The following is a 26,779-nucleotide window of genomic DNA, read 5'->3' on the forward strand; positions in this document are numbered from 1 at the left end:
CGGTCGCGCCGTCCGTTCGGGGCCGCGGCGACCCGCCTCAGCCGACGCGGACGCCCCGCGCGAGTCCCACCCGGATGAGCTCGTCGATCAGTTCCGGATAGCTCACCCCCGACTCCTGCCAGCACCGCGGGAACATCGAGATCGGCGTGAAGCCCGGCATCGTGTTCAGCTCGTTGACGACGAACCCGTCCTCGGTGAGGAAGAAGTCCACGCGCGCGAGCCCCTCGGCGCCGATCGCCTCGAACGCCCGGATCGCGAGGTCGCGCATCTCATCGAGCCGGCCGTCGCCGAGGTCGGCCGGACACACGAGGTCGACGCCGGGCGCGTCCAGGTACTTCGCCGCGAAGTCGTAGAACCCGTCGCCCGTGAGCACGATCTCGCCCGCGACCGACGCGCGCGGCGGCTCGCCGGGCGCACCGCCGAGCACGCCGATCTCGACCTCGCGGCCGATCACCGCGGACTCGACGAGCACGGTGTCGTCCTCGGCGAACGCGACCTCGAGCGCCGTGTCGAGCTCGTCCCCGCCGGAGACCTTGCTCACGCCGACGCTCGAGCCCGCCCGGGCCGGCTTCACGAACTGCGGCAGGCCGAGCGACGCCGCGTCCGCGCGAACGGCGGCCGGGTCGTCCGCCCACTCCCTGGCGGTCACGGTGCGCCACGGCGCGACGGGGATGCCGGCGGCGGCGAGTGCGGTCTTCGTGTAGTGCTTGTGCATGCCGAGTGCGCTCGCGAGCACGCCCGAGCCCACGTACGGCAGGCCGAGCAGTTCGAACTGGCCCTGGATGGTGCCGTCCTCGCCGAAGGGACCGTGCAGGATCGGGAAGACGAGGTCGACCTCGCCGAGCGAGGCCTCCTCGCCGCTCGCGGTCACCACGCGGAGCTCGCGGGACGCCGCCGACTCGGGCCAGCGCACGCGCGTGCCGTTGTCGTGCACCTCGGGCAGGTGCTCGGGGTCGAGCGCGAACCGCTCGGGGTCGTCGGCCTCCAGCACGAACGCGCCGTCGCGCGTGATCCCGACCGGGATCAGCTCGTAGCGGTCACGGTCGATCGCCCGGAGCACCCCCGCCGCCGTGGCGCAGCTGATCGAATGCTCGCTGGAGCGCCCGCCGAAGAGCAGAACCACCCTGAGCTTGTCCATCCATCGTCCTTTCGCCCTGCGGCTCGTCGTCGGTCGTGAGGTGCGGCGCGATGTCCCTCGGCTCGAGCGTCCCGGCCAGCACCTGCCGGACCTGCTCGACGATGGGCATCTCGACGCCCTTGGCGCGCGCCAGTTCGAGGATCGGACCGACGGACGCGAGCCCCTCGGTGGTCTGCTGCATCTGGTTGACGACCTCGGGCAGCTTGTAGCCCTGGCCGAGCAGGCGCCCGGCGGTGTTGTTGCGCGACAGCGGCGACTGGCAGGTCGCGATGAGGTCGCCGAGGCCCGCGAGGCCCGACAGCGTGTCGGGGTGCGCGCCGTACGCGACCGCGAAGTCGGTCATCTCGACGAGGCCGCGCGTGATGATCGACGCCTTCGTGTTCTCGCCGTACCCCGCCCCGTCGACGATGCCGATCGCGACCGCGATGAGGTTCTTGAGGACCCCGCCGAACTCGGTGCCGATGACGTCGGTGTTCACGAACGAGTGGAAGTAGCGATTGCGCGAGACGGATGCCACGGACTGCGCGGTCTCGAGGCTCGAGGACGACACGACGGCCGCCGTGGGCTGCTCCCGGGCGATCTCGAGCGCGAGGTTCGGGCCGGAGATCACCGCGATCTTCGACTCGGCGATCGGGAGCACCTCGGCGATGACCTCGCTCATGCGATGGCCCGTCGACTTCTCGACGCCCTTCATGAGCGAGACGATCGTCGCCTGGGCGTGCAGGTGCGGCTCGGCCGCGATCAGGTTCTGGCGGAGGGTCTGGCTCGGCACGCTGATGTAGACCTGCTCGGCACCCGCGAGGGCGAGGTCGAGCCGGCTCGTCGCACGGAGCCCGATCGGCAGGTTGATGCCGGCGAGGTAGTCGCTGTTGCGCTTGGCCTCCTGGATCTCGCGCGCGAGTTCGGGGCGCCGGGCCCACAGCATGACGTCGGCCCCGCCGTCGGCGAGGATCTTCGCGAACGTCGTGCCCCAGCTGCCCGCCCCGAGCACGGCGACGCGCTTGCCGGGCACGCGGCGCCCCGCTCCCCTAGCCATCGAGGCGCCCCGTCTCCTTCTGCCCGTGCTTGGTCGGGTCCCAGCGCTCCGCGGGCGGCGGCTGGTCGCGCAGTTCGCCGACGAGTGCGGCGATCGCGTTCATCAGGTCGTTCGTGGCGGCGAGCAGGGTCGCCTGGTCGAGCGGCTTCCCCTCGTAGGCCGACAGGTCGAGCGGCTCGCCGATGATCACGTCGACGGTCTTCCGCGGGAAGAAGCTGACCTTCTTCGCGTACCGGGGCATGATCTGCTGCGTGCCCCAGTGGGCCGCCGGGATCACCGGGATGCCGCGCTCGAGCGCGATGCGCACCGCGCCGGTCTTGCCGCGCATCGGCCACAGGTCGGGATCGCGCGTCAGCGAGCCCTCCGGGTAGACGATGACCATCCGCCCCTTCTCGACGAGCTCCTCGGCCGCGCGGATCGCCGCGTGGCTGCTGCTGCCGGCCCGCTCGACGGGGATCTGGCCCGACCTGCGGAGGAACCACCCGGCGACGGGGATCTTGAACAGGGAGGCCTTCGCCAGGAAGCGGGGAAGGCGCCCGAGGTGCCACGAGGCGACGCCCATCACGATCGGGTCGATCTCGCTGTAGTGGTTGGGCGACAGGACGAAGGCGCCGGCCTGCGGCATCCGCTCGGGGTGGTGGAAGCGGTACTTCACGCCCAGGCTCCAGATCGGGAGGACCAGCACGGCCAGCACCCAGAAGAACGACGGTCGGCGCTTCTCGGCGCCGGGCTTCACTGCGGGCACGACGGCGGGGTCACGATGGGGCACTGACCCATTATCCTTCGAGCGCGAAGTCCGCTCCGAGCAGCTCCAGCTTCATGATGAAGTTCTCGTAGCCGCGCGCGATGATCCCGACGTTCGACACGGTCGAGCGGCCCTCGGCGGTCAGCGCCGCGATGAGGTGGCTGAACCCGCCGCGCAGGTCGGGGACCTCGATGTCGGCGCCGCGGAGCTGCGAGGGACCGGAGATCACCGCGGAGTGCTTGAAGTTGCGCTGTCCGAACCGGCACGGGCGCCCGCCCAGGCATTCCTTGTGCACGTCGATCGACGCGCCCATCTCGACGAGCGCGTCGACGAAGCCGAAACGCTGCTCGTAGACGGTCTCGTGCACGATCGAGACGCCCTTGGCCTTGGTGAGCGCCACGACGAGTGGCTGCTGCCAGTCGGTCATGAAGCCCGGGTGCACGTCCGTCTCGATGATGACGTGCTTGAGGTCCCCGCCGGGGTGGTAGAAGCGGATGCCGTCGTCCTCGATCTCGAACGCGCCGCCGACCTTGCGGAAGACGTTGAGGAACGTCAGCATCTCGGGCTGGCGGGCGCCGCCGACGAAGATGTCGCCCTCCGTCGCGAGTGCGGCCGCGGCCCAGCTCGCCGCCTCGTTCCGGTCGAACAGCGCGCGGTGCGTGTAGCCCTGCAGTCGATCGACGCCCTCGATGCGGATCACCCGGTCGGTGTCGACCGTGATGATCGCGCCCATCTTCTGGAGGATGTTGATGAGGTCCATGATCTCGGGCTCGATGGCCGCGCCCGACAGCTCGGTGATGCCGTCGGCGAGCACCGCGGTGAGGAGGACCTGCTCGGTCGCCCCGACGCTCGGGTACGGCAGCGAGACCTTCGCGCCCTTCAACCCGGTCGGTGCGGACATGCGGATGCCGCTCGGCAGCTTCTCGACGATCGCGCCGAAGTTGCGCAGGACCTCGAGGTGGTAGTCGATCGGCCGGTCGCCGATGCGGCAGCCGCCGAGGTCGGGGATGAACGCCTCGCCGAGGCGGTGCAGCAGCGGACCGCAGAACAGGATCGGGATCCGGCTCGAGCCCGCGTGCGCGTCGATGTCGGCCATGTGCGCCGTCTCGACCGCCGACGGGTCGAGGATGAGCTCGTCGGGCTCCGCGCCCTCGGTGACGGTCACCCCGTGCACCTCGAGGAGGCCGCGCACGATGCGCACGTCGCTGATGTTCGGGACGTCCTTCAGGACGCTCGGCGTGTCGCCGAGGATCGCCGCGACCATCGCCTTCGTGACGAGGTTCTTGGCCCCCTTCAGCTCGATCCGACCACGAAGCGGCTTGCCCCCGTTGATCGTGATGCGGTCGACCTGGAGGCCGACCGCCGTGCCGTGCTGCTTCGCGTCATCCACGAGTGTGTTCACTCAGTTCCCTGTCTCTGCCGGCTCCCTGATGGGGAGCGTCGTCGGCCGCCATCCCGCCCGAGTCGCCTCGAAGTCGGAGATGGCCTGCTCGTCCCGGAGGGTGAGCCCGATGTCGTCGAGCCCCTCGAGCAGCCTCCACCGAGTGTAGTCATCGATATCGAAGGCGACTGTGAGGCTCCCGATGCTCACCGTACGCTCAACCAGATCGACGGTCGCTGCTATTCCCGGCTGGGCCTCGATGGCCTCCCACAGGCGCTCGATGTCCTCGTAGGCCACCTGGGCCGCGAGCAGCCCCTGCTTCCCCGAGTTGCCGCGGAAGATGTCGCCGAAGCGACTCGAGACGACCACCTTGAAGCCGTAGTCGCGGAGCGCCCACACGGCGTGCTCACGGCTGGATCCCGTGCCGAAGTCGGGACCGGCGATCAGGACGGATGCGCCTGCGTGCGCCGGGTGGTTGAGCACGAACTCCGGATCCTGTCGCCAGGCGTGGAACAGCGCGTCGTCGAAGCCCGTCTTGGTGACGCGCTTCAGGAAGACGGCGGGGATGATCTGGTCGGTGTCGACGTTCGAGCGGCGGAGCGGGACGGCGACGCCGGTGACGGTGCTGAACTTCTCCATGGTCACTTGCCGCCCTTCGCGCCGGCGCCGACAGGTTCGGCGGCGGAATCCTGTTCGAGATCCCACGGGCTCGACAGCGTGCCCCGCACCGCGGTGGCTGCCGCGACGAGCGGCGAGACCAGGTGGGTGCGGCCGCCCTTGCCCTGGCGGCCCTCGAAGTTGCGGTTCGACGTCGACGCGCAGCGCTCGCCCGGGGCGAGCTGGTCGGGGTTCATGCCGAGGCACATCGAGCAGCCCGCGAAGCGCCACTCGGCGCCGAACGCCTCGAACACCTTGTCGAGCCCCTCGGCCTCGGCCTCGAGGCGTACGCGCGCCGAGCCGGGCACGACCATGACACGCACGCCCTCGGCCTTGGTGCGGCCCTCGATGATCGACGCGAACGCGCGGAGGTCCTCGATGCGGCTGTTCGTGCACGAGCCCATGAAGACCGCGTCGACCGGGATCTGCTTCAGCGGCGTGCCCGGCTCGAGGTCCATGTACTCGAGCGCGCGCTCGGCGGCGGCCCGCTCGTGCTGGTCATCGATCGCGGCGGGGTCGGGCACGGACTCGCTGAGCGAGACGCCCTGCCCGGGGTTCGTTCCCCAGGTGACGAAGGGCTCGAGCTCATCGGCGTCGATGAACACCTCGGCGTCGAAGACCGCGCCCTCGTCGGTCGGCAGCGTCTTCCAGTACTCGACCGCCGCGTCCCAGTCCTCGCCCTGCGGCGCGTGCGCGCGGCCCTTCAGGTACTCGAACGTGGTCTCGTCGGGCGCGACCATACCGGCTCGGGCACCCGCCTCGATCGACATGTTGCAGATCGTCATGCGGCCGTCCATGGACAGCGCGCGGATGGCGCTGCCGCGGTACTCGAGCACGTAGCCCTGGCCGCCGCCCGTGCCGATCTTCGCGATCACCGCGAGGATGACGTCCTTCGCCGTGACGCCGGGCCGGAGCGTGCCCTCGACCGTGATCGCCATGGTCTTGAACGGCTTCAGCGGCAGCGTCTGCGTGGCGAGGACGTGCTCGACCTCGCTGGTGCCGATGCCGAACGCCATGGCGCCGAAGGCGCCGTGCGTCGAGGTGTGGCTGTCGCCGCAGACGACCGTGATGCCGGGCTGGGTCAGCCCGAGCTGCGGACCCACGACGTGGACGATGCCCTGCTCCTTGTCGCCCAGCGAGTGCAGGCGGATGCCGAACTCCGCGGCGTTGCGGCGCAGCGTCTCGATCTGCGTGCGACTCGTCGGGTCGGCGATCGGCTTGTCGATGTCGAGCGTCGGGGTGTTGTGGTCCTCGGTCGCGATCGTGAGGTCGGGGCGGCGGACGGGGCGGCCGGCCATGCGGAGCCCGTCGAACGCCTGGGGGCTCGTGACCTCGTGCACGAGGTGGAGGTCGATGTAGATGAGGTCGGGCGTGCCGGCTTCGCCCTTGGCGACCAGGTGGGCGTCCCACACCTTCTCGGCCAGGGTGCGCGGACGTGCCGGGTTCGAGGTGCTGTCGTTCATGCGGTTCGTCTTCCTTCGGGAGAGTGGTCGGCCGTCGACGGACTCCGCGGCGGGGAAGGCCTCAGAACCGGGCCCCGCCGCGGCACGGAAGGAGACGTCGCCGAGCACGCATGCCGACAGATTACACCGAGTCGGCGGGGGCCCGTTCCACGAGGAAGGCGACGTCGCCGAGCAGGATGACCGCGTCGAGCGGCACCTCGGCGGGCACACCCGACTCGAGGTCGGCGGGCTCCGACCCCTCGGGCCAGACTCGCACGCCGTTCGTGGAGTCGAGGTCGGTCACGATGAGCCGGTCGTCCCGTACCTCGAGGAGGGCGTGCGTCTTCGACATCGAACGGGTGTGGTCGGGGATCGCCACGACCGTCGCCCCCTGGAGCCAGGCCGGCGGCTTCGGGTCGCGGCCGGCCACCACGCGATCGGGGACGGAGAACTCGATCCCGTCGGCGCTCCGCAGGTGCCACGGGCCCGTCGCGGCCGGCGGATCGCGCGGATCGGCCGTACTCGGTGCCGCACCTCGCTCCGCGCCCGGCGCGGCGGCCGGGAACGCCGACGCGGGCGGCGCGATGGGCAGGGCCGACGGCGGGCGGATGCCGGGGGGCGGGCGGAACGCCGGAACCGCGCGCTGCACGCGCCCGGTGCCCCCAGCCCGATCCGCCCGATCCGCCTCGGGCTCGTCCGGCACGACCCCCGGCGGGGGCACGATGGAGTCCGGCTCGCTCACGCCCCCACCTTAACGCGAGGCGACGGCGCGACCCGGCGTCATCGGCGTCGACGGAAGCGGGAGCGGTCAGCGCCCCGGCAGGCCATCGACGCGACCGGACGGAGGCACCGCCGGCGCCTCCTCGCGCGTCGCGTCGTCGTCGGCGGCGCCGCCGAGGACGGACTCCACCACGATCGCGCTCACGTTGTCGCGTGCCCCCGTCGCCAACGCGGCATCCACCAGTTCCCCGGCCAGGCCGGCCGCGTGCATCGAGTGCCCGGCCAGGATCCGCCCGATCCCGGCGTCGTCGACCTCCTTGGTCAGCCCGTCGGAGCACACGAGGAACACCTGTCGGCCGGATGCCGGGATCAGCCAGACGTCCGGCTCGACGTGCGCATCGGCCCCGACCGCCCGCGTGATGACGTTCCGGTCCGGATGCCGCTCCGCCTCGTCCGCACCGATGAGGCCCGCGTCGACCATCTCCTGCACGGCCGAGTGGTCGACCGTGACCTGCTCGAGGCGGCGGCCGTCCCAGAGGTAGACCCGCGAGTCGCCGACGTTGAACACCATCCAGTGCACGCCGCGGCCGTCGCCGGCGTCGACCAGCGCGATCCCCGAGACGGTCGTTCCGGCCACGGCCGTGCCCTCGTCGCCCTCGTCGGAGAGCCCGCGGACCACGTCGTTCGAGCTGTGGATCGCATCGAGCACGCGCTCCGGGGTCGACGGGGCACCCGCGTCGATATGCCGGCGGAAGGTGTCGACGACCGCCCGGCTCGCGGCATCGCCGCGAGCGTGACCGCCCATTCCGTCCGCGACGAGGTAGACGGGCGGCTGCGCGAGCAGCGAATCCTCGTTCACCGTGCGGACGTTGCCGACGTGGGTGCGGGCGCTGTGCGCGATCCGTGCGGATCCCGTGCGGATGGGCACGACACCGCTGCCGTCAGACGTCACGTGATCGGGTCCTCTCTGGACAGGGCAGAGTTCACGCCGCGGGGCGCAGTCGCTCCACGCTAGCAAGCGCTCGCGGCGCGCACGGCACTCTCGCCGGGAGTGATCGGACGGGCGCGCCGCTCAGCGCTCGACGGAGGTGCTGTCGGAGTCGCGGTCGTGCTCGTTCTCCTCGGTGAAGTGCGGGATCTCCTCGCCGAGCGTGTGGCCGCGGCGGCGGGCGTCGAGGTTCGCCTTCACGACGCTCGCCACGGTCGCCACCGCCATCGCCGCGATGATCACCGCGAGCGAGGTCCAGGTCGAGATGTCCGGCGCCCACTCGATGTGCTCGCCGCCGTTGATGAACGGCAGTTCGTTCTCGTGCATCGCGTGCAGCACGAGCTTCACGCCGATGAACGCGAGGATGAACGCGATGCCGTACTTGAGGTACTCGAGGCGCTCGAGCAGGCCGCCGAGCAGGAAGTACAGCTGGCGGAGGCCCATGAGTGCGAACACGTTGGCCGTGAACACGATGAACGGGCTCTGGGTGATGCCGAAGATCGCCGGGATCGAGTCCAGCGCGAAGATCAGGTCGGTGGTGCCGATCGCCACGAACACGATCAGCATCGGCGTGAAGAAGCGACGACCGTCGATCATCGTGCGGAGCCGGATGCCGTCGTAGTCGTTCGTGATCGGCAGCCGGCGGCGGAGCAGTCGGATGAGCGCGGAGTCCCGCCCCTCGTCCTCGTGGTCGCCGAACGCCTGCTGCGCCGCGGTGTAGAGCAGGAACGCGCCGAAGATGTAGAAGATCCAGCTGAAGTTCTCGATCAGCTGCGCGCCGAGCAGGATGAAGATCCCTCGGAGGATGAGGGCGAGGATGATGCCCACCATGAGCACCTCCTGCTGGTACTTCCTCGGCACCGCGAACCTCGCCATGATGATGACGAAGACGAACAGGTTGTCGATGGAGAGGCTGTACTCGGTGAGCCAGCCCGCGAGGAACTGGGCACCGTGCTCGGCGTCGCCGATGACGAACATCAGCCCCGCGAACACGAGCGCGAGCGCGATGTAGAACACGACCCACAGGGTCGACTCCCGGAAGGACGGGACGTGCGGTCGCTTGATCACCATCAGCAGGTCGGCGACGAGGATCAGCGTCAGGACGACGAGCGAACCGACTTCGAACCAGAGGGGCAATGCGGTCACGGAGGGCCTTTCGGAGGGTGCGTCGAGGACCGAAAGTCTCTCCCGGCGCATCGGATGCGCCGCCACGCCCGGAGCGGCATCGACGGCGCTCGTACTGACGATCGTGGCCCGGACCGAACGGCCCGACGGGATACTCCCCTTCGCTCGGACGAGTCTAGGCGAACGCCCGCGGAAACGACGAACGCCCCCGCACGATGATGCGGGGGCGTTCGCCTGTCATTGGTGACCCCAGCGGGATTTGAACCCGCGCTACCGCCGTGAGAGGGCGGCGTCCTAGGCCGCTAAACGATGGGGCCTCGCTGCGACGTCATCGAGTATGGCATACGACTCCGGCGCATTCCAAATCGGCGCCGCCGGGCGGATCCGGACCCGCGCATCAGGCGAAGATCCGGAGTGCGCCGGGCACCACCTCGACCTCGATCGGCAGCGGGCCGACGCGCTCGCCGTCTGCGTACGCGATGATGTCGTCGGCCTCCACCCGGACCCGACGCGCCCGCACGAACTCGACGGCCGGATGGTCCACATGCTGACCCGCGAATACTCGCGGGAACACGCCGAGCAGGCCGATGCGCGACAGGGGATGCACGATGAACACGTCGAGCACGCCGTCGGCGAGGTCGGCGTGCGGGACGATCCGCATCCCCCCGCCGATCGACGGGGTGTTGGCGATCGAGACGAGCATGGCGGCCTGGTCGCGCCGGACGCCGTCGATCGTGATCGCGTACCGGCGAGGCCGGAAGGTCGCGAGCTCCCGCAGGAGCGCGATGGTGTACCGACTCGGACCGTGCGGCCGCGACATCCGGTTCGCCCGTTCGTTCACCACCGCGTCGAACCCCGCTGACAGCACGCAGGCGAACCACGTGCTGAGCCCGCCGTGGCGCATGTGGCCGAGGTCGATCTGCTGCGGCGGCCGCCGGAGCGCCTCCACGAGCGCCTCGATGCCCGCCTCGGGGTCGTCGTGGGGCAGGCCGAGCGCGCGGGCGAGGTCGTTGCCCGTCCCGGCGGCGACGAGACCCATGGGCACCTGCGTGCCCGCGAGCACGTTGACGCCGAGCGAGACCATGCCGTCGCCGCCGACGACGACGAGGCCGTCGGTCCCGGCTTCGAACGCCGCCTGGACCTCGCGCCGGAGCAGCTCGAAGTTGTCGGCCCGGAGCACGGTCACGACGTATCCCTCCGCCTCGAGGCGGCGCGCGGTGGCCGGCCCGATGGACCGGTTGCGACCGAACGAGGCGCTCGGATTCACCGCGAGCAGGAGGCGACGGGGGCCACGCGACATGCAGTGATCATGGCAGGGCGACCCGGTTGCGCGCACGACACGCACGGTGTTGGCTCGGAACATGCGCGTCACCAAGCTCGAGCACGCCGCCCTCGTCGTGGAGCACTCCGGCGATCGGCTGTTCATCGACCCGGGCAAGTTCACCACCCCGATCACCGAGGCGTCCGGCGCGCTCGCGGTCGTGATCACGCACCTGCACGACGATCACTGGACGCCCGAGCAACTCGGTCGCATCCGCGACCGCAGCCCGGACGTGCGGGTCTTCGGACCCGAGGGGGTCGTCGCTGCGGCCGCCGAGTCCGGCATCGAGGTCGTGCGCGTCGCGCCGGGCGACGAGGTCGAGGTCGGCCCGTTCAGGCTGCGCTTCTTCGGCGGGCGGCACGCCGTCATCCATCCGTCCATCCCGGTGATCGACAACGTGGGCGTGCTCGTCAACGACGCGCTCTACTACGCCGGCGACTCGTTCGCCGTGCCCGAGGGCGTCGAGGTCGACGTGCTCGCGGCCCCCGCCGGCGCGCCGTGGATGAAGATCTCGGAGGCCATGGACTTCGTCATGGCGGTCCGCCCCAAGCGCGCCTTCCCCACGCACGAGATGGTGCTCTCGCGCGCAGGCAAGGACCTGTCGAACGCCCGCCTCGGCTGGGCGACCGAGCAGGGCGGCGGCGAGTACCTTCCCCTCGAACCGGGCGACTCGTTCGACGCGTGACGCGGCGGATGCCGCGGCATCCGCCGCCGGATCGACGGATCAGCCCCCCGGGCCGCCGTTGCCGCCGCCGTTGCCGTTCCCGTTGCCCCGACCGCCGGAGTCGCCGCCGCCGTCGTTGCCGCCGCCGCCCGAGGGAGGCTCGCCCGGCGAGGCGGGCCCGTTCGACGGGGGCGGATCCGGCTCGACGACGCGTCCGTCGGGGAAGGACCCGGGTCCTGCGACGGGACCGAGGCCGGCCTGGGTGAACGCGTCCCCGCCGTACTTCGCGGCTGCCGCGGACATCACCTCCGGCCACATCCGGTGACGCGCGGTCGCCGCCTGGCCGGTGGCGAACCAGATGCCGCGCTGGTTCGCGTCGCCGTTGACGCTGATCACGGCGGCCGCCGTCGCGACCTTGGAACTCGCGCCGACCATCCACGTGTCCTTGGCGCCGTCCGTCGTACCGGTCTTGCCGATGAGCGGCACGGCCGGGACGGTCGCAGCGCGAGACGCGACCGCGGTCCCCTGCGTCATCACCATGCCCATCGCGGTGTGCATCGCGGCCGCGACCGGTTCGGGCACCGACTGCCTGCACTCCGACTTCGGCGGCGGGATCTCCTCGCCGTCGCGGCCCGTGATCCGGTCGATCGCGATCGGCGTGCAGGTCTTGCCGTTGTTCGCGATGCCCGCGAAGGCGACCGCCATCGACAGGGGCGCGACCTCGTTCGTGCCGATGACCGAGGACGGACCCTGCACGAGCACGTTCCCGTCGGCGCGGTGCACGCCGAACGACTCGGCCGTCTTGCGGATGCCGCAGAGATCGAGGTTCTTCGCCATGCCGATGAAGCCGGTGTTGATCGATCCGATCGTCGACTCGAGCGCACTGTAGTTGGCGCCGGACTCGTTCGCGTCGTTGCGCGGGTTCCAGTCGCCCGCGAAGTGCGGCCCGAGGCAGCTGTCCTGGAACACGCCCCAATTGCTCTTCGGCCTCGAGTCGACGCGCTCGGCGAGCCCGTGGCCCTGTTTCAGCCACTCGGCGAGCGTGAAGACCTTGTAGGAGGATCCCGGCTGGAATCCGCGGGAACCGCCGTAGTCGAAGTCGGTGTTGTAGTTGATGCTCGTGTACTGCGGACCCCTCTCGAGCACCTTCGGGTCCTGGCTGTAGGCCCGGTTCTGCGCCATCGCGAGCACGCGGCCGGTTCCGACCTCGACGGTCGAGATGACGCCGCCGACGTCCCATCCCGGGTAGGTCGCCGGGACGTGCGCGGCGATGGCCCGCTCAGCAGCGGCCTGCAGGTCGAGGTCGAGGCTGGTGTAGACGTTGTACCCGCCACGGCGGAAGTTCAGCAGTCGCGACGCCTCGTCCTCGCCGAACACCGGGTCGTTCTGCAGGATGTGCTTGACGTAGTCGCAGAAGTAGGCGCTGCCGCCCGCCGTCTGGCATCCGGTACTCGGCTCGGTGATCTTCGGCTCCACCGGCGTCGCGACCGCCTCGTCGAACTCCGCCTGCGTGATCTTCGACTCGTCGAGCATGCTCTGCAGGATGTAGTCGCGCCGAGCATGGTTCGCGGCGTACCCGTCCGCCGCGCCGTTGACCTCGTTGTTCGGCTGGTCGAGCCGGAACTTCGACGGGTTGTTGACGATCGCGACGAGCGAGGCCGCCTGGGCGAGCGTCACCTTCGACGCGGACGTGCCGTAGTAGTAGTTCGCCGCCGCCTCGATGCCGTAGACCGTGCCCCCGAAGCCCGCGATGTTCAGGTACCCGAGCAGGATCTGGCTCTTGGTGTAGCGCTTCTCGACACCGATCGCGAGCCGCATCTCCTTGAGCTTGCGATCGATCGAGGTCTCGGTGACGGCGTCGTAGCATCCGTCGCGCTCCGCCTCGTCGACTACCTCGCGCTCGCATTCCTGCACGCGCACGTTCTTGACGTACTGCTGGGCGATCGACGAGCCGCCCTGGGTCTCGCGCCCGCTCGCCGTCGTGACTGCGGCGCGCATCGTCCCCTGCAGGTCGACGCCGTTGTGGTCGTAGAAGCGGGGGTCCTCGCCGGCGATGGCCGCGTCCTTGACGTACTGGCTGACCTCGTCCCACTCGACCTCGACCCGGTTCTGGTCGTAGAACGAGGCGAGCAGCTTCTGCTTGCCGTCGGACTGCTTGGCGTAGATGTTGCTCTTCACCGAGAGCTCGCCGATCTTCAGGTAGCTCGGCAGGTTCTCGAAGAGCGAGATGGTGCCGGATGCCGCGACACCGGCCGTGGCGATCGCCGGCGTCACCGCGGCGGCGACGAGCAGCGCCGCGGCTGCGCTGACCGCGACGAGGCCGAGCAGGCCGCCGAGGACACCGCTGAACGTGCGCGGTCGGGTGACCGCGCGATCGTGCGTGTCGCCGTACATCATCGAACCGAATCCCGACCTTCCCGCCGTCCCCACCCGTGCCGGACGCAGGGGTCCGGCACGCGTTCGGCGCAGCTTCCATCGAACCTCAGGGATCGGCCCTTGTAAAGCGACGCGACGCGCGCCCCTTGGTCTGCTAGCCGGAGATCACTCCGCGAACCCGGTGCCCCACGGCGATGGTCTCGCCGGAGACGGCCGACAGGGGCGAGATGAGGAAGGCGACCAGGTCCGCGATCTGGGTCGGGGAGGACTCGCCGCCCTTCCCGACCTCGACGTCCCCCGACGGCTCGGGCGTCACCAGCCCGGGATTGACCGTGTTGACGGTCACTCCCGACCCCGCGGCCGAATCGGCGAGGTTCTTCGCGATGACGTTCAACGCGGCGTTGCGCACGGCACCCGTGATGTTCCCGGTGACGAACGCGTTCTGCCCGCTCACGCCGACGATCCGCCCGTACTCCGCCGCGGTCATGACCGGGAGGGCGGCGTTGGCGACGCGCAGGAACGCCAGCGCCTTCGCATCGAACGCCTCGGCGACCTGCGTCGGTTCGCCGCTGCGCGAGGCGTCGAGCGTCTGGGCCGCCGGCGCCGCGGTCACCACGACCGCGTCGAGTCGGCCGTGTTCGTCGATCACCCGTGCCACGGCCGACCGCACGGAGTCGTCGTCGCCCGCGTCGAGGACGATGCCCTCACTGGGATTCCTGGACGCGACGACGACGGTCGCGCCCTCCGCGCGGGCGCGCCGGACGATCGCCGATCCGATGAAGCCGCCGCCACCCACGACGAGCACGACACGACCGGTGAGCTGAAGGTCCATCCGCTCACGCTAGCGCGACGAGCCGACCACGGTGGACCCGGATGGGGCGACGTCAGCGAGCTTCGGCCGCCAGGGAGCGGACGGCGTCCTCCAGCGACCGCCGGTCGCGGATCGGGCTCGCCCGAGGGTAGCTGGTGGTGAGGAAGTGCTGGGCGTAGGGGAAGCAGGCGACCGAGAACGGCGCGTCGGCCCGGAAATCGGCGCCGAAGGTGTTGCGCTCCACCTCGACGGTCTCGAGAGGGAGTTCCAGCGCCCGGGTCATCTCGCCCGGGTCGAAGACGAGCCCGAACGGGACGGAGTCCGCGTGCTCGAGCCGTCCCCCGTAGTCGACGGACAGGTTCCCGTCCACCCACAGCCGCTGATCGAGTGGCCGCATCGCACCCGTCGCCAGCGGCGCCGCCATCGTGAGCGCGTTCGGGCGCTGCCGGCTCCGGACATCGACGATCACCTCGCCGGCATGCGACGTGGTCACCACGGCTCGATCGGTGGTGGAGGCCGAGAACCCCTGCCCGGGGTCGTAGTTGATCGTGTTGGATTCGTAGTCGCAGATGACCCACGTCAGCATCCCCGTGCGCGTGTCCTCCGCGATGAGGTAGAGCTCCACCCGAGCACCCCAGAACACCGACGCGTGGACGTTGAACGCCCCGAGGATGGCGCAGGCGCGTGGCTCGTCATCGGCGAACATGGCGGTCGGGATGAGGCGATAGCCCGGAGGCAGCAGCCGAGTCGCCGCGACCTCGTCGCGGATCTCGTACGCCAGGAACGTGCAGTACGGTTCCACGACGAAGCCCATGTAGTCCTCGCTCCGGGCGTGCGACACGATCCGGCGCTGCAGGCCGAGGGGCAGCCTCGCGAGCATCTCGGCCCGCCCGTACAGCGCGGCGACGCCCTTCGGCGAGATCGTGCCCTCCGTGTGGGTGATGAACCTCTGCAACTCCGATGACCCGATCCGCGATCCCATGGCGGCCAGCGTAGGAGCGTCGACGCGGTGGGCGAATCGTCCGGATGGTTGAGATCGAGCCCGTCGGCACGGAACGCGCCGGTCCGGCACGATGGAGCGTGATGCCCACGTTCACCGGACCGGAGTGGCTGCTGCTCGGCCTCGCCGCATTCGCGGTCGGAGCAGCCAAGAGCGGCATGCCCGCGCTCGGCCCGATCCCGGCCGCGATCTTCGCGTCGGTCCTGCCCGCCAAGGCCTCGACCGGGGCGGTCCTCGGCCTCCTCCTCGTCGGCGACCTCATCGCGGTACGGATGCACCACGCCCACGCCGACTGGAAGGTCCTCCGCCGTCTCCTCCCGTCCGTACTCGTCGGGATCCTCCTGGGCGTCGTCGTGCTCTGGGCCGCGAACGACGTCACGGTGCGCCGCATCATCGGCGCGACGCTCCTCGTGCTCGTCGCGCTGAGCGTCGTGCTCATGCTCCGCCGGCGCGCCGACGCTGCCGCCGGACTCGAGGCCCGACCGGTTCCGCCGGCGCTCTCGATCGTCTTCGGCCCGCTCGGCGGGTTCACGACGATGATCGCGAACGCGGCCGGCCCGGTGATGACGCTCTACTTCGTCGCCTCGCGCCTGCCGGTGCGGGCGATCCTCGGCACGGCGGCATGGTTCTTCCTCATCGTGAACACCATGAAGCTGCCCTTCTCGATCGGCCTGGGACTCATGACCCCGGAGTCGCTGCTGCTCGACCTGCTCCTCGTACCCGCGCTCGTGCTGGGCGCCTTCGGCGGGCGGATGGCGGCGGGCCGCATCTCGCAGGCGTGGTTCGAGCGCGTCGTCCTGCTGCTCACCTTCGCGTCGGGGGTGTACCTCCTGGTGTGAACCGGGGACCTCCGACGCGGGTCGACAGAAAGTAGTTCATGTGCAAAACTACATTCGGCGCGCCGACGAGGTCGCGCAGACAGGAGCCCGCATCGTGAACGTCGTCATCGTCGGAGCCGGCATCGCCGGCCTCGCCACCGCCCTCAGCCTCGAGGCCGCGGGCATCCGCGACATCCGCATCTTCGAGCGCGCGTCCGAGATCCGCGGTCTCGGCGTCGGCATCAACCTGTTGCCGCATGCCGTGCGCGAACTCACGGAGCTCGGCGTCGCCGACCGGATCGAGGCGCTGGGCGTCGCGCCGTCGCGCCTGGCCTATTTCAACCGGCTCGGCCAGCCGATCTGGTCCGAGCCGCGCGGGCTCGACGCCGGCTACCGGTGGCCGCAGCTCTCGGTGCACCGGGGGCGGCTGCAGCTCGCACTGGTCGACCTCGTGCGGGAACGCCTGGGCGAGGTCATCGAGACCGGACATCGCCTGGTCGACGTCTCCGAGGGCGCGGACGCCGTCGCGGCGACGTTCGACACCGCCGCAGGCCCGGTCGACGCGACGGGCGACCTCGTCATCGGCGCCGACGGCATCCACTCGGCGCTTCGCGCGATCCGCTACCCGGCCGAGGGCGCACCGCCCTGGAGCGGACTCACCCTCTGGCGCGGCACCGCGGTGATCCCCGGATACCTCGACGGACGGACGATGGTCATGGCCGGCGACGGCGACCAGAAGTTCGTCGCCTACCCGCTGAGCGCGCCCGACGGCGCCGGCCGGCAGCGCGTGAACTTCATCGCCGAGCGGCGCGGCGAGGGCTCCCCCGACGCCGACTGGAACCGCGCCGTCGACCCGGCGCCCATCGTCGACCTGTTCCGCGACTGGCGGTTCGACTGGCTCGACGTGCCCGCCGCGATCGCCGCCGCCGACGAGATCCTCGAGTACCCCATGGTCGACCGCGACGCTCTGCCGCGGTGGACCTTCGGCCGGACCACCCTCGTCGGCGACGCCGCCCACGCCATGTACCCGAACGGGTCGAACGGCGGGTCCCAGGCGATCCTCGACGCGCGCACCCTCGCCTTCCACCTCGCGACTGCGCCGACCGTTCCGGCGGCCCTCGAGGCGTACGAGGCCGACCGACGCCCGGCGACGGCGGCCCTGCTCGAGATGACCAGGCGGACCGGCCCCGAACGCGTGATGCAACTCGCCTACGAGCGCGCACCCGACGGCTTCGCCGACGTCCACGACGTGATCCCCGAGGAGGAGCTGGTCGAGATCGCCGCCGCCTACAAGCGCGCGGCGGGATTCCACCCCGACCTGCTCAACGCGCGGGCATCGATGACCGTCGAGCATGCCGGAGCCCGCACGGAGCGCACCCGGACGGCGAACCCATGAGCTTCGACGCCGCCCGGCTCGCCGCCGTCGTCTCCCCGCTCCGCCGCGCGATCCTCGGCGCCGCGCGCCGCCGCGAGGGGCTTCCAGAGCTGCCCGACGCGCAGATCGAGGTCATCCGTGCCCTCCCCCGCGGCACCGTCGCGTCGCCGAGCGAGCTCGCGGCGTCGCTCGGCCTCGGCCGTCCCACCGTCAGCAACCTGCTGAACCGCATGGAACGCGACGGCCTCGTCGGTCGCACCCCACGGGCCGGCGACGGCCGGGGCGTCGACGTCGCGGCATCCGCCCACGCCCTCGACCTGTTCGTGCGCTTCGACCGCGCCTCGACCGCGATCGTCGCCGATGCGGCATCCGCCCTGCCCCCGGAGGACCTCGCCGCCCTCGACGCCGCGCTGCCGGCGCTGGAACGGCTGCGCGACGTGCTCGTCGACCTGAGGCACGGCGACGCGGCCTCGGGCGGCGGAGGCGCCGACGGCGACGCGGAGGGGCTCGCATGACCGATCGGCCCGCACCGCCGGTGCCCAGACTCGAGCCGGCCTTCGAGGTCGTCGTGCACGTCGGCGCCGTGGACGACTACGGCGACACCCGCGCGGGGCGCCGTCGGGTCATCGGGATCGTCGGGGGCCGGATCACCGGCTCGATCGTCGGCGAGATCCTGCCCGGCGGCGCCGACTGGCAGCTCGTACGACCCGACGGCACGATCGAGATCGACGGGCGGTACTCGGCACGCACCGATGCCGGCGACCTGCTGTTCCTCCGGGTCGCCGGGGTCCGCTCGGGCGAACCGGACGTCCTCGAGTCGCTGCTCCGCGGCGACGCGGTCGAGCCGTCGGCGTACTACTTCCGCACCGTCGTCACGATCGAGACGTCGGCACCGCACCTCGCGCACCTGCAGCGCTCGGTGTTCGTCGCGTCGTGCATCCGCGACGCCGACGCCGTCCGGTACACCGCGTACCGCGTCACCTGACCGCCCGCGCACGCGGAGCTGCGCGCGCAGATGAGGCAGGGAGGCGCGGGGCGTCGGCGGCTCCCGGAAGGGCGGACGGTCGCAACCCCGGGACCGGCCTCTGGGACGCCGATGCCCCTTTCGCGGTTCCGTCCCACCGCGGCGATTCGCCGGATTCGGCCACGCGCGACGAGGACGGCGGAGAACACGAAACCCCCGGCATGACCGGGGGTTTTCACTTGCTGGGGTACCTGGACTCGAACCAAGAACAACTGAACCAGAATCAGCCGTGTTGCCAATTACACCATACCCCAATGGCCCTGAACCGGGGTTCCGGGCCGACATGTAACTGTAGCCGATCGCGGGGTGCGGTCCAAATCGAGGGGGCCTCGTGAGCGGATGCCGCGGCCGTGCCGTTCGGGTGCCGGCCGCGGCATCCGTCGGGGTCAGTCGACCAGCGCGGCGAGGCGGTCGATGCGGTCGATGGACTCCACGCGGCCGAGGATCTGCATCGACTCGAAGAGCGGCGGCGAGACGCGGCGGCCGGAGACCGCGACGCGGATCGGGCCGAAGGCGACGCGGGGCTTGAGGCCGAGGCCGTCGATGATCGCGGAGCGCAGGGCCTCCTCGATCTCGGTGTGCGTCCATGCCTCGCCGGGGATGCGCTCGAGCGCCTCGCGGGCGGCGGCGAGCACGGCCGGAGCGTCGGCGGACAGCGAGCCGACGGCGGCCTCGTCGAACTCGAGGCTCGCGGCATCCGTGAAGAGGAAGCCGAGGAGGCCGGGCACCTCGCCGAGCACGGTGATGCGCTCCTGCACGAGCGGCGCGGCCTCGACGAGGAGCGCCTCCTCGCCGGGGGTGATCGGCGTCGAGACGACACCGGCGGCCTGCAGGTAGGGCACGGTGCGCGAGGTGAAGTCGGCGAGCTCGAGCAGGCGGATGTGGTCGCCGTTGATCGCGTCGGCCTTCTTCTGGTCGAAGCGGGCCGGGTTCGGGTTGACGTCCTCGACGTCGAACGCCTCGATGAGCTCGCCGCGGCTGAACACGTCGCGGTCGGCCGAGAAGCCCCAGCCGAGGAGCGCCAGGTAGTTGACGAGGCCCTCGGGGATGAAGCCGCGGTCGCGGTGGTGGAACAGGTTCGACTCGGGGTCGCGCTTGGAGAGCTTCTTGTTGCCCTCGCCCATGACGTAGGGCAGGTGGCCGAAGCGCGGCACGAAGCTGGTGACGCCGATCTCGATGAGCGCGTGGTACAGCGCGATCTGGCGCGGCGTCGACGAGAGCAGGTCCTCACCGCGGAGCACGTGCGTGATGCCCATGAGCGCGTCGTCGACGGGGTTCACGAGCGTGTAGAGCGGGGCGCCGTTCGGGCGCACGACGACGAAGTCGGTCGTCGAGCCCGCCGCGAAGTCGATGCGGCCGCGCACGAGGTCGTCGAAGCCGAGGTCGACGTCGGGCACGCGGAGGCGCAGCGCGGGCTGGCGCCCCTCGGCGCGGAACGCGGCCCGCTGCTCGTCGGTGAGGTCGCGGTCGAAGTTGTCGTAGCCGAACTGCTTCGGCCGGCCGGCGGCCTCGTTGCGCACGTCGATCTCGTCGGCGGTCGAGTAGCTCTCGTAGACGTGCCCGGCGGCCTTCAGCCGCTCGATGACGTCGGCGTAGATCTCGCCGCGCTGCGACTGGCGGTACGGGCCGTGGGGGCCGCCCACGTCGATGCCCTCGTCCCACTGCAGGCCGAGCCAGGAGAGCGCGTCGATGATCTGCGCGTAGCTCTCCTCGCTGTCGCGGGCGGCGTCGGTGTCCTCGATGCGGAACACGAACGTGCCGCCGGTGTGGCGCGCGTACGCCCAGTTGAAGAGGGCCGTGCGCACGAGGCCGACGTGCGGGGTTCCGGTGGGCGAGGGGCAGAACCGCACGCGGATGTCGGATCCGGTGGCGGTCGTCGTGGGGTGGGTCGTGTCAGACATCGCCCTCAATGGTACGGGGCGGGGCCGTGTCGGAGGAGGTGCCGCCGCGTCGGGCGACGAGCCGCCCGAGCGCCTCGGCGGCCACCGAGACCGCTGGGACGCCGCGACCGCCGCGTGCGGTGACGAGGTGCAGCGTGCGACGGTCGCCGTTCGTGGTGCCGCGCACTGCGACTCCGGCGCGCTCCCCCGCCGACTCGATCGCGAGCGCGGGCAGCACCGCGACGCCGAGTCCGCTCGCGACGAGCTCCTCGACGGCGACGAAGTTGTCGGTCTCGACCGCGATGCGCGGCGCGAATCCGGCGGTGTCGCACAGCTCGAGCAGGTGGCCGCGGCACCGCGGGCAGCCGGCGATCCACGCCTCGGCGGCGAGCCCGGCGAGGTCGACGGTCTCGCCGCCCGCGAGCGGGTGCGCGTCGGGCAGCACGACGTGCATCGGGTCGACGCCGATGGTCGTGACCTCGAGGCCCCTGGCGCTCTCGCGGTGCGGGTCGCTGCGGTCGCCGGGGTAGCTGAACGTGAGCGCGAGGTCGGCGCGGTCCTCGCGCACGGCGGCGACCGCCTCGGGCGGCTCGGCCTCGACGAAGCTGACCTGCACGCCCGGGTGCCGGCGGGCCATCTCCGCCATGAGCTCGGGCACGATGGTCGGCGACGCCGACGGGAAGGCCATGATCCGCACGCGGCCCGAGCGGAGGCCGCGCAGCTCGGCGAGTTCGCCGCGGGCCGCCTCGAGCGCCGTCGCGACGGTGCCGCCGTGCCGGGCCAGCACGCGACCGGCAGGGGTGAGGCGGATGCCCCGGCCGGTCCGTTCCACGAGTGCCACGCCCGCACGCGCCTCGGCCCGTCGCACCTGCTGGCTGAGTGCCGGCTGGCTGTAGCCCAGGGCGTTCGCGGCCGCGGTGATCGACCCGCGCTCGGCGATCTCGCGGAGCACGAGCAGGCTGGTCGCGTCGAGGTCGGCGAGTCCGGTCGTTTCGGCGGGCGAGGCGGATGAGGCGGACGAGGCATCCATGCCCCGATCATAAGCCCGCCTTATGCAATGGATCGCAGACCTGCTCTCGACGGATCGGATGGCGCGGCGCACGCTGGAGGCATGACCGCGACGACCATCTCCTCGACCGGCTCCGGCACCACGAGCGCCGACCTGCCCGACCCGCGCTTCGCCGCCGGGCGCGGCTACCTCGCGGCATGCACGCTCGGCATCCCCGCCGCACCCACGGTCGCGGCGGTCGCCCGCGACCTCGAGCGCTGGCGCGACGGTCGCGCCTCGGCCGCCGAGTACACCGGCGTCGTCGAACGCGCCCGCGGCCACGCCGCCACCCTGCTCGGCACCACCGCCGACCGCGTCGCCGTCGGCTCGCAGGTCTCGGTGTTCACGGGGCTCGTCGCGGCATCCGCCCCGGCCGGCGCCGAGGTCGTCTGCGTCGACGGCGACTTCAGCTCGGTCATCGCTCCGTTCCTCGCCCGCGGCGACCTGCGCGTCCGCCACGTGCCGCTCGACCACCTCGCCGACGAGGTTCGGCCCACCACCTGGCTGGTCGCGTTCTCGCTCGTGCAGTCCGCGACGGGCGAGGTGGCCGACGCGGCATCCGTCATCGCCGCGGCCCGGACGGCGGGCGCGCTCAGCCTCGTCGACACGACGCAGGCGACCGGATGGCTCCCCACCACCGACCTCGGAGCCGACATCGTCGTCTGCCACGCGTACAAGTGGCTCTCCGCGCCGCGCGGCGCGGCGTTCATGTCGGTCGGCGACCGGGCGCTCGACGAGATCACGCCCCTCACGGCCGGCTGGTACTCGGGCGAGGACCCGTGGGCGTCGTGCTACGGGCCCGAGCTGCACCTGGCCGCCGGGGCGCGGCGGTTCGACGTCTCCCCCGCGTGGCACGCGTGGGCAGGTGCCGAGGCGGCCCTCGAGCTCGCGGCCGGGCACGACCCGGCAGCGGTGCTCGCGCACGACCTCGGGCTCGCGAACGCCTTCCGCGCGCGCCTCGGGCTCGCACCGTCGGACAGTGCGATCGTCACGTGGCCCGATCCCGACGGGGACGACCTCGCTGCGCTGACCGCGGCGGGGCTCGTCGCGTCCGGGCGCGCCGGGCGCGCGCGCGTCGCGTTCCACGTGTGGAACGACGAGGAGGACGTCGCGATGGCCGCCGCCGCGGTCACGCGGAGCCACCGCTCGGCCTGAGCCGTCACCCGCGCCCGCGAACGCCGCCGGTCCCTCACGCGCCGGCCGGTCGGCTCCCGCGGACCTCGTCGATCTCGCCCGCCGCAGCGAGCCGCTCACGAGTGCCGATCGTGTCGAACGCGCTCCCCGAGCCGCCCTCGAGTCGACGGCGCATCGACGACGCGATCCGTCGCGCCTGCACCTTCGCCCGTTCGGCGGCCTCGCCCTCGAACAGGTCGTCGACGGTGGCGGTCCAGAGGTCGAGCCAGCGCGAGAACTCCTCCGCGCCGAGCGGGGCGCGACGGTTCACTGCCTCGTGCAGTGCGAGGGCGTTCCGGCGATACGTGCCGGCCTGGAACACGACCGTCTCCCAGAAGTCGCACATGATCGGCAGGTGGTGCTCGAGGTCCATCCGCGCGACCTCGGTGAAGATCGGCCCGATGAGCGGGTCGGCGAAGGCACGCCCGTAGAACTCGCGCACGAGTCGGGCGATGTCGTCGCGGTCGCGCAGCTCGCGCACGTCGCGCACCTCGTTCGGCCCCGCCGGCACGGCCGATCCGCGCGACACCTCGCCCGACATCAGCGCGCGGGCGCCTCGCGCACCGGGTTCACGAGCGACCCCAGCCCCGAGACCGCCACCTCGACCGAGTCGCCGTCGACGATCGTGCCGACGCCGGCCGGCGTGCCGGTCAGGATCACGTCACCGGGCAGCAGCGTGAAGACGTCGGACGCGTACGACACGATCTTCGCGACCGAGTGCACCATGTCGGCGAAGCGGCCGTGCTGGTGGCGCGTGCCGTTGACGCTCGTCGTGATCTCGCCGTTCGCGAGGTCGACGTCGGTCTCGATCAGCGGGCCGAGCGGGCAGAAGGTGTCGAAGCCCTTCGCTCGCGTCCACTGCCCGTCACGTCGCTGCAGGTCGCGCGCGGTCACGTCGTTCGCGATCGTGTAGCCGAAGATCACCGACTCGGCGTCCTCCTCGCTGACGCGACGCGCGACGCGGCCGATGACGACCGCCAGCTCGCCCTCGAACTCGACCTGCGCGCTCTCGGGTGGCAGCACGATCGCGTCGCCGGGTCCGATCACCGACGTGTTGGGCTTCAGGAAGAGCAGCGGCTCTGCCGGCGCCTCGCCGCCCATCTCCTCCGCGTGCTCGCGGTAGTTCCTGCCGACGGCGACGACCTTCGACCGAGGGATCACCGGGGCCAGCAGCTTCGCGTCGGCGAGCGCCACGCGCTCCCCCGTCGGCTCGTACCCGGCGAACATCGGATCGGCCTTCAGCACGACGAGCTCGTGCTCCTCCTCATCGACGATGCCGAACGAGATGGTCTCACCGTGGGAGAAGCGCGCGATCTTCATGCGGCCAGCCTATTGCGCGGCGTCCGCACCGGCCCGCGGACGTGCGGGCGGTGCGGACGCCGTGAGGCGACTACGCGTCGAGTCGCACCATCCAGCCGTGACGGTCCTCGACGCGCCCGTACTGGATGCCGGTGAGTTCCTCGCGGAGCGAGAGCGCGAGCTCCTCGGCGGCCGCGCCCGAGTGGACGATCTCGAAGTCCTCGCCGAGGAGGCGCCCGATGGGCACGACGACCGCGGCGGTGCCACAGGCGAACGCGCCGACGATGTCACCGGATGCCGCGCCCTCGCGCCACTCGTCGAGCGTGATCGGCCGCTGCTCGACCTGGTGGCCGCGGTCGGCCGCGAGGCGGAGGATCGAGTCGCGCGTGATGCCCTCGAGGATCGACTCGGACTCGGGCGTGAGGAGTGTGCCGTCCTTCTTCACCAGGACGACGTTCATGCCGCCGAGTTCTTCCAGGTACTTGCCGTCGTCGAGGAAGAGCACCTGCTGGCAGCCCTTCTCGTGCGCCTCGGCCTGGGGCAGCAGGCTGGAGGCGTAGTTGCCGCCGGTCTTCGCCGCTCCGGTGCCGCCCTTGCCTGCGCGCGCGTAGTGCGTCGACAGCCAGATGTTCACCGGCTGCACGCCGCCGGGGAAGTACGCCGCCGCCGGGCTCGCGATGAGGTAGTAGTTGACCTTCTTCGCCGGCCGCACGCCGAGGAAGGCCTCCTTGGCGAACATGAACGGACGCAGGTAGAGGCTCGTCTCGGGCGCGCTCGGCACCCAGTCGGGGTCGACCGCGATCAGCTGCTTCAGCGAGTCGATGAAGATCTCGACGGGCAGCTCGGGCAGCGCCATCCGCCTGGCGGACCGCTGCATGCGCGCGGCGTTCTCGTACGGGCGGAACGTGCGGATCGAGCCGTCGGCGTGACGGTAGGCCTTGAGGCCCTCGAAGATCTCCTGCGCGTAGTGGAGCACCGCGGCGGCCGGGTCGAGCTGGATGGGGCCGTACGGGGAGACCCGCGGACGGTGCCATCCGCCCTTCTCCGACCAGCAGATGTCGACCATGTGGTCGGTGAAGTGGTTGCCGAAGCCCGGGTCGGCGAGGATCGCCTCGCGCTCCTCGACCGACTTGGCGTTCTCGTTGGCGGTGACCTGCCAGACGAGCCCGGCGGGCGACGGGGTCTTCAGGGTGAGGTTCGACGTGGTCAAGGTGTCCTCCTTCGGAACGGTGCGAGTCAGTGGGCGCCGACGGTGGCGCCGATGCGTGCGGCGATGGCGTCGCCGATCTCGGAGGTCGATCGCCGCGCGTCGCCGCGTTCGGCGATGTCGGCGGTGACCGCGTCGCGCACCCGGTCGGCGGCGGCCGCCTGCCCGAGGTGGTCGAGCAGGAGCGCCACCGAGAGGATGGCGGCGGTCGGGTCGGCGATGCCCTTCCCGGCGATGTCCGGAGCCGAACCGTGCACCGGCTCGAACATGCTCGGGAACCGGCCGTCGGGGTTGATGTTGCCCGAGGCCGCGAGTCCGATGCCGCCGCTGATCGCGCCGGCCAGATCGGTGAGGATGTCGCCGAAGAGGTTGTCCGTGACGATGACGTCGAATCTAGCAGGATCCGTGACGAGGAAGATCGTGGCTGCGTCGACGTGCAGGTAGTCGACCGCGACCTCCGGGTACTCGGCCGCGACGGAGTCGACGAGCCGCCTCCAGAGCGATCCGGCGAAGACGAGCACGTTCGTCTTGTGCACGAGCGTGAGCTTCTTCTTGGGGCGAGCGGATGCCGCGGCGAACGCGTAGCGCACGACGCGCTCGACGCCGTAGGCGGTGTTCACCGAGACCTCGTTGGCCACCTCTGCGGGCGTGCCGACGCGGATCGCGCCGCCGTTGCCGACGTAGGGGCCCTCGGTGCCCTCGCGGACGACGACGAAGTCGACGTCGCCCGGATCGGCGAGCGGGCTCGCGACGCCGGGGTGGAGCACGCTCGGGCGGAGGTTGACGTAGTGGTCGAGCTCGAACCGGAGCTTCAGGAGCAGGCCGCGCTCGATGTTCGCGCCCGCGAGGCGCGGGTCGCCGGGCACGCCGCCGACGGCGCCGAGGAGGATCGCGTCGTGGCCCTTGATGGACTCGAGGTCGTCGTCGGTCAGCGTGTCGCCGGTCTCGAGGTAGCGCGCGGCACCGAGCGAGAAGCGCGTCTGCTCGAACACCACGTCGGTTCCGGCGGTCGCGGCGTCGAGCGCCTTCAGCGCCTCGCCCACCACCTCGGGACCGATGCCGTCGCCCGGGATGACCGCGAGCCTGACCGTCGTTACCATGAACACTCCTTCGTACGCCAGCCCTCCCAGCGTACTGTCCGGCGCGAGCGGCGATCACTACACTCGGGCGCATCGGGGCGGCATCCCGCCCCTTCCCCGCGCGGCCCCGCGCCGCCCGAGTGAAAGCAGGCACCGCACAATGAGTCTCGGCCTCGGAATCGTCCTCTTCGCCATCGGCGCCGTCCTGGCGTTCGCGCTGAACCTGGCGGTCGACTGGATCAACCTGCAGATGGTCGGCTACATCCTCATGGCGGCCGGCGCCGTCGTGATCATCCTCGGCATCATCCTGATGGCGCGACGCCGGAGCTCCGTCTCCACCCAGCGCACGACGGTCGACCCCGCGACGGGCGACCGCGTGACGCGCAACGAGACGTCGCGCCCGGACGACACCACGACGGTCTGACGTCGATCGACCGAAGCGCCCGCGAGGGGCGCCGCCTCACTCCGAGGC

Annotated in this window: 26 protein-coding genes and 2 tRNA genes; 7 read left to right on the top strand and 21 right to left on the bottom strand. The window is 71.4% G+C overall.

Going from position 1 to position 26,779, the window contains the following annotated elements:
- Nucleotides 1–37: 37 nt before the first annotated feature.
- From ACFVHK_RS12665 to ACFVHK_RS12715, 11 genes are all read right to left on the bottom strand, one after another.
- Complete coding sequence (locus tag ACFVHK_RS12665) at nt 38–1,138, bottom strand: D-alanine--D-alanine ligase family protein (RefSeq protein WP_376929096.1); 1,101 nt, start codon at nt 1,136–1,138, stop codon at nt 38–40.
- Nucleotides 1,038–2,174, bottom strand: a complete 1,137-nt coding sequence (locus ACFVHK_RS12670) for an NAD(P)H-dependent glycerol-3-phosphate dehydrogenase (RefSeq protein WP_129234435.1) — start codon at nt 2,172–2,174, stop codon at nt 1,038–1,040. The genes ACFVHK_RS12665 and ACFVHK_RS12670 overlap by 101 nt, the downstream gene beginning before the upstream one ends.
- Nucleotides 2,167–2,943 carry a lysophospholipid acyltransferase family protein gene (locus tag ACFVHK_RS12675; protein ID WP_242492274.1) on the bottom strand — a complete coding sequence of 259 codons (777 nt, stop codon included), beginning with the start codon at nt 2,941–2,943 and terminating at the stop codon, nt 2,167–2,169. The genes ACFVHK_RS12670 and ACFVHK_RS12675 overlap by 8 nt, the downstream gene beginning before the upstream one ends.
- Before the next feature lie 7 nt (nt 2,944–2,950).
- Nucleotides 2,951–4,321, bottom strand: a complete 1,371-nt coding sequence (gene murA, locus ACFVHK_RS12680) for a UDP-N-acetylglucosamine 1-carboxyvinyltransferase (protein WP_376929097.1) — start codon at nt 4,319–4,321, stop codon at nt 2,951–2,953.
- Nucleotides 4,322–4,939, bottom strand: a complete 618-nt coding sequence (gene leuD, locus ACFVHK_RS12685; protein WP_376929128.1) for a 3-isopropylmalate dehydratase small subunit — start codon at nt 4,937–4,939, stop codon at nt 4,322–4,324. It abuts the gene before it with no gap.
- A 2-nt stretch (nt 4,940–4,941) separates the two neighbouring features.
- A complete protein-coding gene (gene leuC / locus ACFVHK_RS12690) occupies nt 4,942–6,420 on the bottom strand; it encodes a 3-isopropylmalate dehydratase large subunit (RefSeq protein WP_376929098.1) in 1,479 nt (492 codons plus the stop codon).
- A gap of 121 nt (nt 6,421–6,541) precedes the next feature.
- A complete protein-coding gene (locus ACFVHK_RS12695; protein WP_376929099.1) occupies nt 6,542–7,141 on the bottom strand; it encodes an FHA domain-containing protein in 600 nt (199 codons plus the stop codon).
- 66 nt (nt 7,142–7,207) lie between these two features.
- Nucleotides 7,208–8,071, bottom strand: a complete 864-nt coding sequence (locus tag ACFVHK_RS12700) for a PP2C family protein-serine/threonine phosphatase (protein WP_376929100.1) — start codon at nt 8,069–8,071, stop codon at nt 7,208–7,210.
- Nucleotides 8,072–8,191: 120 nt separating this feature from the next.
- Nucleotides 8,192–9,304 carry a TerC family protein gene (locus ACFVHK_RS12705; protein WP_376929101.1) on the bottom strand — a complete coding sequence of 371 codons (1,113 nt, stop codon included), beginning with the start codon at nt 9,302–9,304 and terminating at the stop codon, nt 8,192–8,194.
- Between the two features lie 169 nt (nt 9,305–9,473).
- Nucleotides 9,474–9,549 (bottom strand) — tRNA-Glu (locus ACFVHK_RS12710).
- An 80-nt stretch (nt 9,550–9,629) separates the two neighbouring features.
- Nucleotides 9,630–10,532: a diacylglycerol/lipid kinase family protein gene (locus tag ACFVHK_RS12715; protein ID WP_376929102.1), complete on the bottom strand. Its 903-nt coding sequence runs from the start codon at nt 10,530–10,532 to the stop codon at nt 9,630–9,632.
- Nucleotides 10,533–10,593: 61 nt separating this feature from the next.
- Here ACFVHK_RS12715 and ACFVHK_RS12720 point away from each other — a divergent pair, with 61 nt between their 5' ends.
- Entirely contained in the window at nt 10,594–11,238 is a 645-nt protein-coding gene (locus tag ACFVHK_RS12720; RefSeq protein ID WP_376929103.1) for an MBL fold metallo-hydrolase, read from the top strand.
- Between the two features lie 39 nt (nt 11,239–11,277).
- Here the strand turns inward: ACFVHK_RS12720 and ACFVHK_RS12725 are convergent, their stop codons facing one another.
- The 3 genes from ACFVHK_RS12725 to ACFVHK_RS12735 form a co-directional block, all read right to left on the bottom strand.
- A complete protein-coding gene (locus tag ACFVHK_RS12725; RefSeq protein ID WP_376929104.1) occupies nt 11,278–13,614 on the bottom strand; it encodes a transglycosylase domain-containing protein in 2,337 nt (778 codons plus the stop codon).
- A gap of 133 nt (nt 13,615–13,747) precedes the next feature.
- A complete protein-coding gene (locus ACFVHK_RS12730; protein WP_376929105.1) occupies nt 13,748–14,425 on the bottom strand; it encodes an SDR family oxidoreductase in 678 nt (225 codons plus the stop codon).
- A gap of 52 nt (nt 14,426–14,477) precedes the next feature.
- Nucleotides 14,478–15,386: a hypothetical protein gene (locus ACFVHK_RS12735; protein WP_376929106.1), complete on the bottom strand. Its 909-nt coding sequence runs from the start codon at nt 15,384–15,386 to the stop codon at nt 14,478–14,480.
- 44 nt (nt 15,387–15,430) lie between these two features.
- Here ACFVHK_RS12735 and ACFVHK_RS12740 point away from each other — a divergent pair, with 44 nt between their 5' ends.
- Genes ACFVHK_RS12740 through ACFVHK_RS12755 form a run of 4 tightly spaced genes read left to right on the top strand, consistent with a single transcriptional unit; the run spans nt 15,431 to nt 18,582 of the window.
- Nucleotides 15,431–16,243: a TSUP family transporter gene (locus tag ACFVHK_RS12740; RefSeq protein WP_376929107.1), complete on the top strand. Its 813-nt coding sequence runs from the start codon at nt 15,431–15,433 to the stop codon at nt 16,241–16,243.
- Nucleotides 16,244–16,283: 40 nt separating this feature from the next.
- The gene (locus tag ACFVHK_RS12745; RefSeq protein WP_376929108.1) at nt 16,284–17,618 is read left to right on the top strand and encodes a flavin-dependent oxidoreductase; all 1,335 of its coding nucleotides are present in this window, start codon (nt 16,284–16,286) and stop codon (nt 17,616–17,618) included.
- A complete protein-coding gene (locus ACFVHK_RS12750) occupies nt 17,615–18,112 on the top strand; it encodes a MarR family winged helix-turn-helix transcriptional regulator (protein ID WP_376929109.1) in 498 nt (165 codons plus the stop codon). Before ACFVHK_RS12745 ends, ACFVHK_RS12750 begins: the two co-directional genes overlap by 4 nt.
- Nucleotides 18,109–18,582 carry a DUF3237 family protein gene (locus ACFVHK_RS12755; RefSeq protein ID WP_376929110.1) on the top strand — a complete coding sequence of 158 codons (474 nt, stop codon included), beginning with the start codon at nt 18,109–18,111 and terminating at the stop codon, nt 18,580–18,582. The genes ACFVHK_RS12750 and ACFVHK_RS12755 overlap by 4 nt, the downstream gene beginning before the upstream one ends.
- Nucleotides 18,583–18,803: 221 nt before the next feature.
- Here ACFVHK_RS12755 and ACFVHK_RS12760 read toward each other — a convergent pair.
- From ACFVHK_RS12760 to ACFVHK_RS12770, 3 genes are all read right to left on the bottom strand, one after another.
- A tRNA-Gln gene (locus ACFVHK_RS12760) sits at nt 18,804–18,875 on the bottom strand.
- A gap of 132 nt (nt 18,876–19,007) precedes the next feature.
- Nucleotides 19,008–20,522 (bottom strand): glutamate--tRNA ligase, encoded by a 1,515-nt coding sequence (gltX, locus tag ACFVHK_RS12765; protein WP_376929111.1) that lies wholly within the window; start codon nt 20,520–20,522, stop codon nt 19,008–19,010.
- Nucleotides 20,515–21,531 (bottom strand): LysR family transcriptional regulator, encoded by a 1,017-nt coding sequence (locus tag ACFVHK_RS12770; protein ID WP_376929112.1) that lies wholly within the window; start codon nt 21,529–21,531, stop codon nt 20,515–20,517. The genes gltX and ACFVHK_RS12770 overlap by 8 nt, the downstream gene beginning before the upstream one ends.
- 81 nt (nt 21,532–21,612) lie before the next feature.
- On the opposite strand from ACFVHK_RS12770, the gene ACFVHK_RS12775 reads away from it, so the two are divergent.
- Nucleotides 21,613–22,704, top strand: coding sequence for an aminotransferase class V-fold PLP-dependent enzyme (locus ACFVHK_RS12775; protein ID WP_376929113.1), 1,092 nt, complete (start codon nt 21,613–21,615; stop codon nt 22,702–22,704).
- 34 nt (nt 22,705–22,738) lie between these two features.
- On the opposite strand, the gene ACFVHK_RS12780 is transcribed toward ACFVHK_RS12775, so the two are convergent.
- The 4 genes from ACFVHK_RS12780 to ACFVHK_RS12795 all read right to left on the bottom strand — a co-directional run bounded on the left by ACFVHK_RS12780 (nt 22,739) and on the right by ACFVHK_RS12795 (nt 26,328).
- Nucleotides 22,739–23,263: a group III truncated hemoglobin gene (locus ACFVHK_RS12780; protein WP_376929114.1), complete on the bottom strand. Its 525-nt coding sequence runs from the start codon at nt 23,261–23,263 to the stop codon at nt 22,739–22,741.
- Nucleotides 23,263–24,042 carry a fumarylacetoacetate hydrolase family protein gene (locus ACFVHK_RS12785; RefSeq protein ID WP_376929115.1) on the bottom strand — a complete coding sequence of 260 codons (780 nt, stop codon included), beginning with the start codon at nt 24,040–24,042 and terminating at the stop codon, nt 23,263–23,265. Before ACFVHK_RS12785 ends, ACFVHK_RS12780 begins: the two co-directional genes overlap by 1 nt.
- Before the next feature lie 70 nt (nt 24,043–24,112).
- Nucleotides 24,113–25,210 (bottom strand): branched-chain amino acid aminotransferase, encoded by a 1,098-nt coding sequence (locus ACFVHK_RS12790; RefSeq protein WP_376929129.1) that lies wholly within the window; start codon nt 25,208–25,210, stop codon nt 24,113–24,115.
- A gap of 47 nt (nt 25,211–25,257) precedes the next feature.
- The gene (locus tag ACFVHK_RS12795) at nt 25,258–26,328 is read right to left on the bottom strand and encodes a 3-isopropylmalate dehydrogenase (RefSeq protein WP_376929116.1); all 1,071 of its coding nucleotides are present in this window, start codon (nt 26,326–26,328) and stop codon (nt 25,258–25,260) included.
- Nucleotides 26,329–26,467: 139 nt separating this feature from the next.
- On the opposite strand from ACFVHK_RS12795, the gene ACFVHK_RS12800 reads away from it, so the two are divergent.
- Nucleotides 26,468–26,731, top strand: coding sequence for a DUF6458 family protein (locus ACFVHK_RS12800; protein WP_129234796.1), 264 nt, complete (start codon nt 26,468–26,470; stop codon nt 26,729–26,731).
- Nucleotides 26,732–26,779: the final 48 nt, after the last annotated feature.

Origin of the sequence: Agromyces binzhouensis (assembly GCF_042672355.1) — a bacterium.
GTDB lineage: Bacteria > Actinomycetota > Actinomycetes > Actinomycetales > Microbacteriaceae > Agromyces > Agromyces binzhouensis.

Bases quoted from the DNA above. Each gene is read 5' to 3' on its own strand.
- ACFVHK_RS12770 (WP_376929112.1), bottom strand. From the start codon at position 21,531: ATGGATGCCTCGTCCGCCTCATCCGCCTCGCCCGCCGAAACGACCGGA.
- ACFVHK_RS12715 (WP_376929102.1), bottom strand. From the start codon at position 10,532: ATGTCGCGTGGCCCCCGTCGCCTCCTGCTCGCGGTGAATCCGAGCGCC.
- ACFVHK_RS12730 (WP_376929105.1), bottom strand. From the start codon at position 14,425: ATGGACCTTCAGCTCACCGGTCGTGTCGTGCTCGTCGTGGGTGGCGGC.
- ACFVHK_RS12740 (WP_376929107.1), top strand. From the start codon at position 15,431: ATGGTTGAGATCGAGCCCGTCGGCACGGAACGCGCCGGTCCGGCACGA.
- leuC (WP_376929098.1), bottom strand. From the start codon at position 6,420: ATGAACGACAGCACCTCGAACCCGGCACGTCCGCGCACCCTGGCCGAG.
- ACFVHK_RS12670 (WP_129234435.1), bottom strand. From the start codon at position 2,174: ATGGCTAGGGGAGCGGGGCGCCGCGTGCCCGGCAAGCGCGTCGCCGTG.
- leuD (WP_376929128.1), bottom strand. From the start codon at position 4,939: ATGGAGAAGTTCAGCACCGTCACCGGCGTCGCCGTCCCGCTCCGCCGC.
- ACFVHK_RS12785 (WP_376929115.1), bottom strand. From the start codon at position 24,042: ATGAAGATCGCGCGCTTCTCCCACGGTGAGACCATCTCGTTCGGCATC.
- ACFVHK_RS12720 (WP_376929103.1), top strand. From the start codon at position 10,594: ATGCGCGTCACCAAGCTCGAGCACGCCGCCCTCGTCGTGGAGCACTCC.
- ACFVHK_RS12735 (WP_376929106.1), bottom strand. From the start codon at position 15,386: ATGGGATCGCGGATCGGGTCATCGGAGTTGCAGAGGTTCATCACCCAC.
- ACFVHK_RS12750 (WP_376929109.1), top strand. From the start codon at position 17,615: ATGAGCTTCGACGCCGCCCGGCTCGCCGCCGTCGTCTCCCCGCTCCGC.
- ACFVHK_RS12800 (WP_129234796.1), top strand. From the start codon at position 26,468: ATGAGTCTCGGCCTCGGAATCGTCCTCTTCGCCATCGGCGCCGTCCTG.
- ACFVHK_RS12665 (WP_376929096.1), bottom strand. From the start codon at position 1,138: ATGGACAAGCTCAGGGTGGTTCTGCTCTTCGGCGGGCGCTCCAGCGAG.
- ACFVHK_RS12775 (WP_376929113.1), top strand. From the start codon at position 21,613: ATGACCGCGACGACCATCTCCTCGACCGGCTCCGGCACCACGAGCGCC.
- gltX (WP_376929111.1), bottom strand. From the start codon at position 20,522: ATGTCTGACACGACCCACCCCACGACGACCGCCACCGGATCCGACATC.
- ACFVHK_RS12705 (WP_376929101.1), bottom strand. From the start codon at position 9,304: ATGCGCCGGGAGAGACTTTCGGTCCTCGACGCACCCTCCGAAAGGCCC.
- ACFVHK_RS12755 (WP_376929110.1), top strand. From the start codon at position 18,109: ATGACCGATCGGCCCGCACCGCCGGTGCCCAGACTCGAGCCGGCCTTC.
- ACFVHK_RS12795 (WP_376929116.1), bottom strand. From the start codon at position 26,328: ATGGTAACGACGGTCAGGCTCGCGGTCATCCCGGGCGACGGCATCGGT.
- ACFVHK_RS12725 (WP_376929104.1), bottom strand. From the start codon at position 13,614: ATGATGTACGGCGACACGCACGATCGCGCGGTCACCCGACCGCGCACG.
- ACFVHK_RS12780 (WP_376929114.1), bottom strand. From the start codon at position 23,263: ATGTCGGGCGAGGTGTCGCGCGGATCGGCCGTGCCGGCGGGGCCGAAC.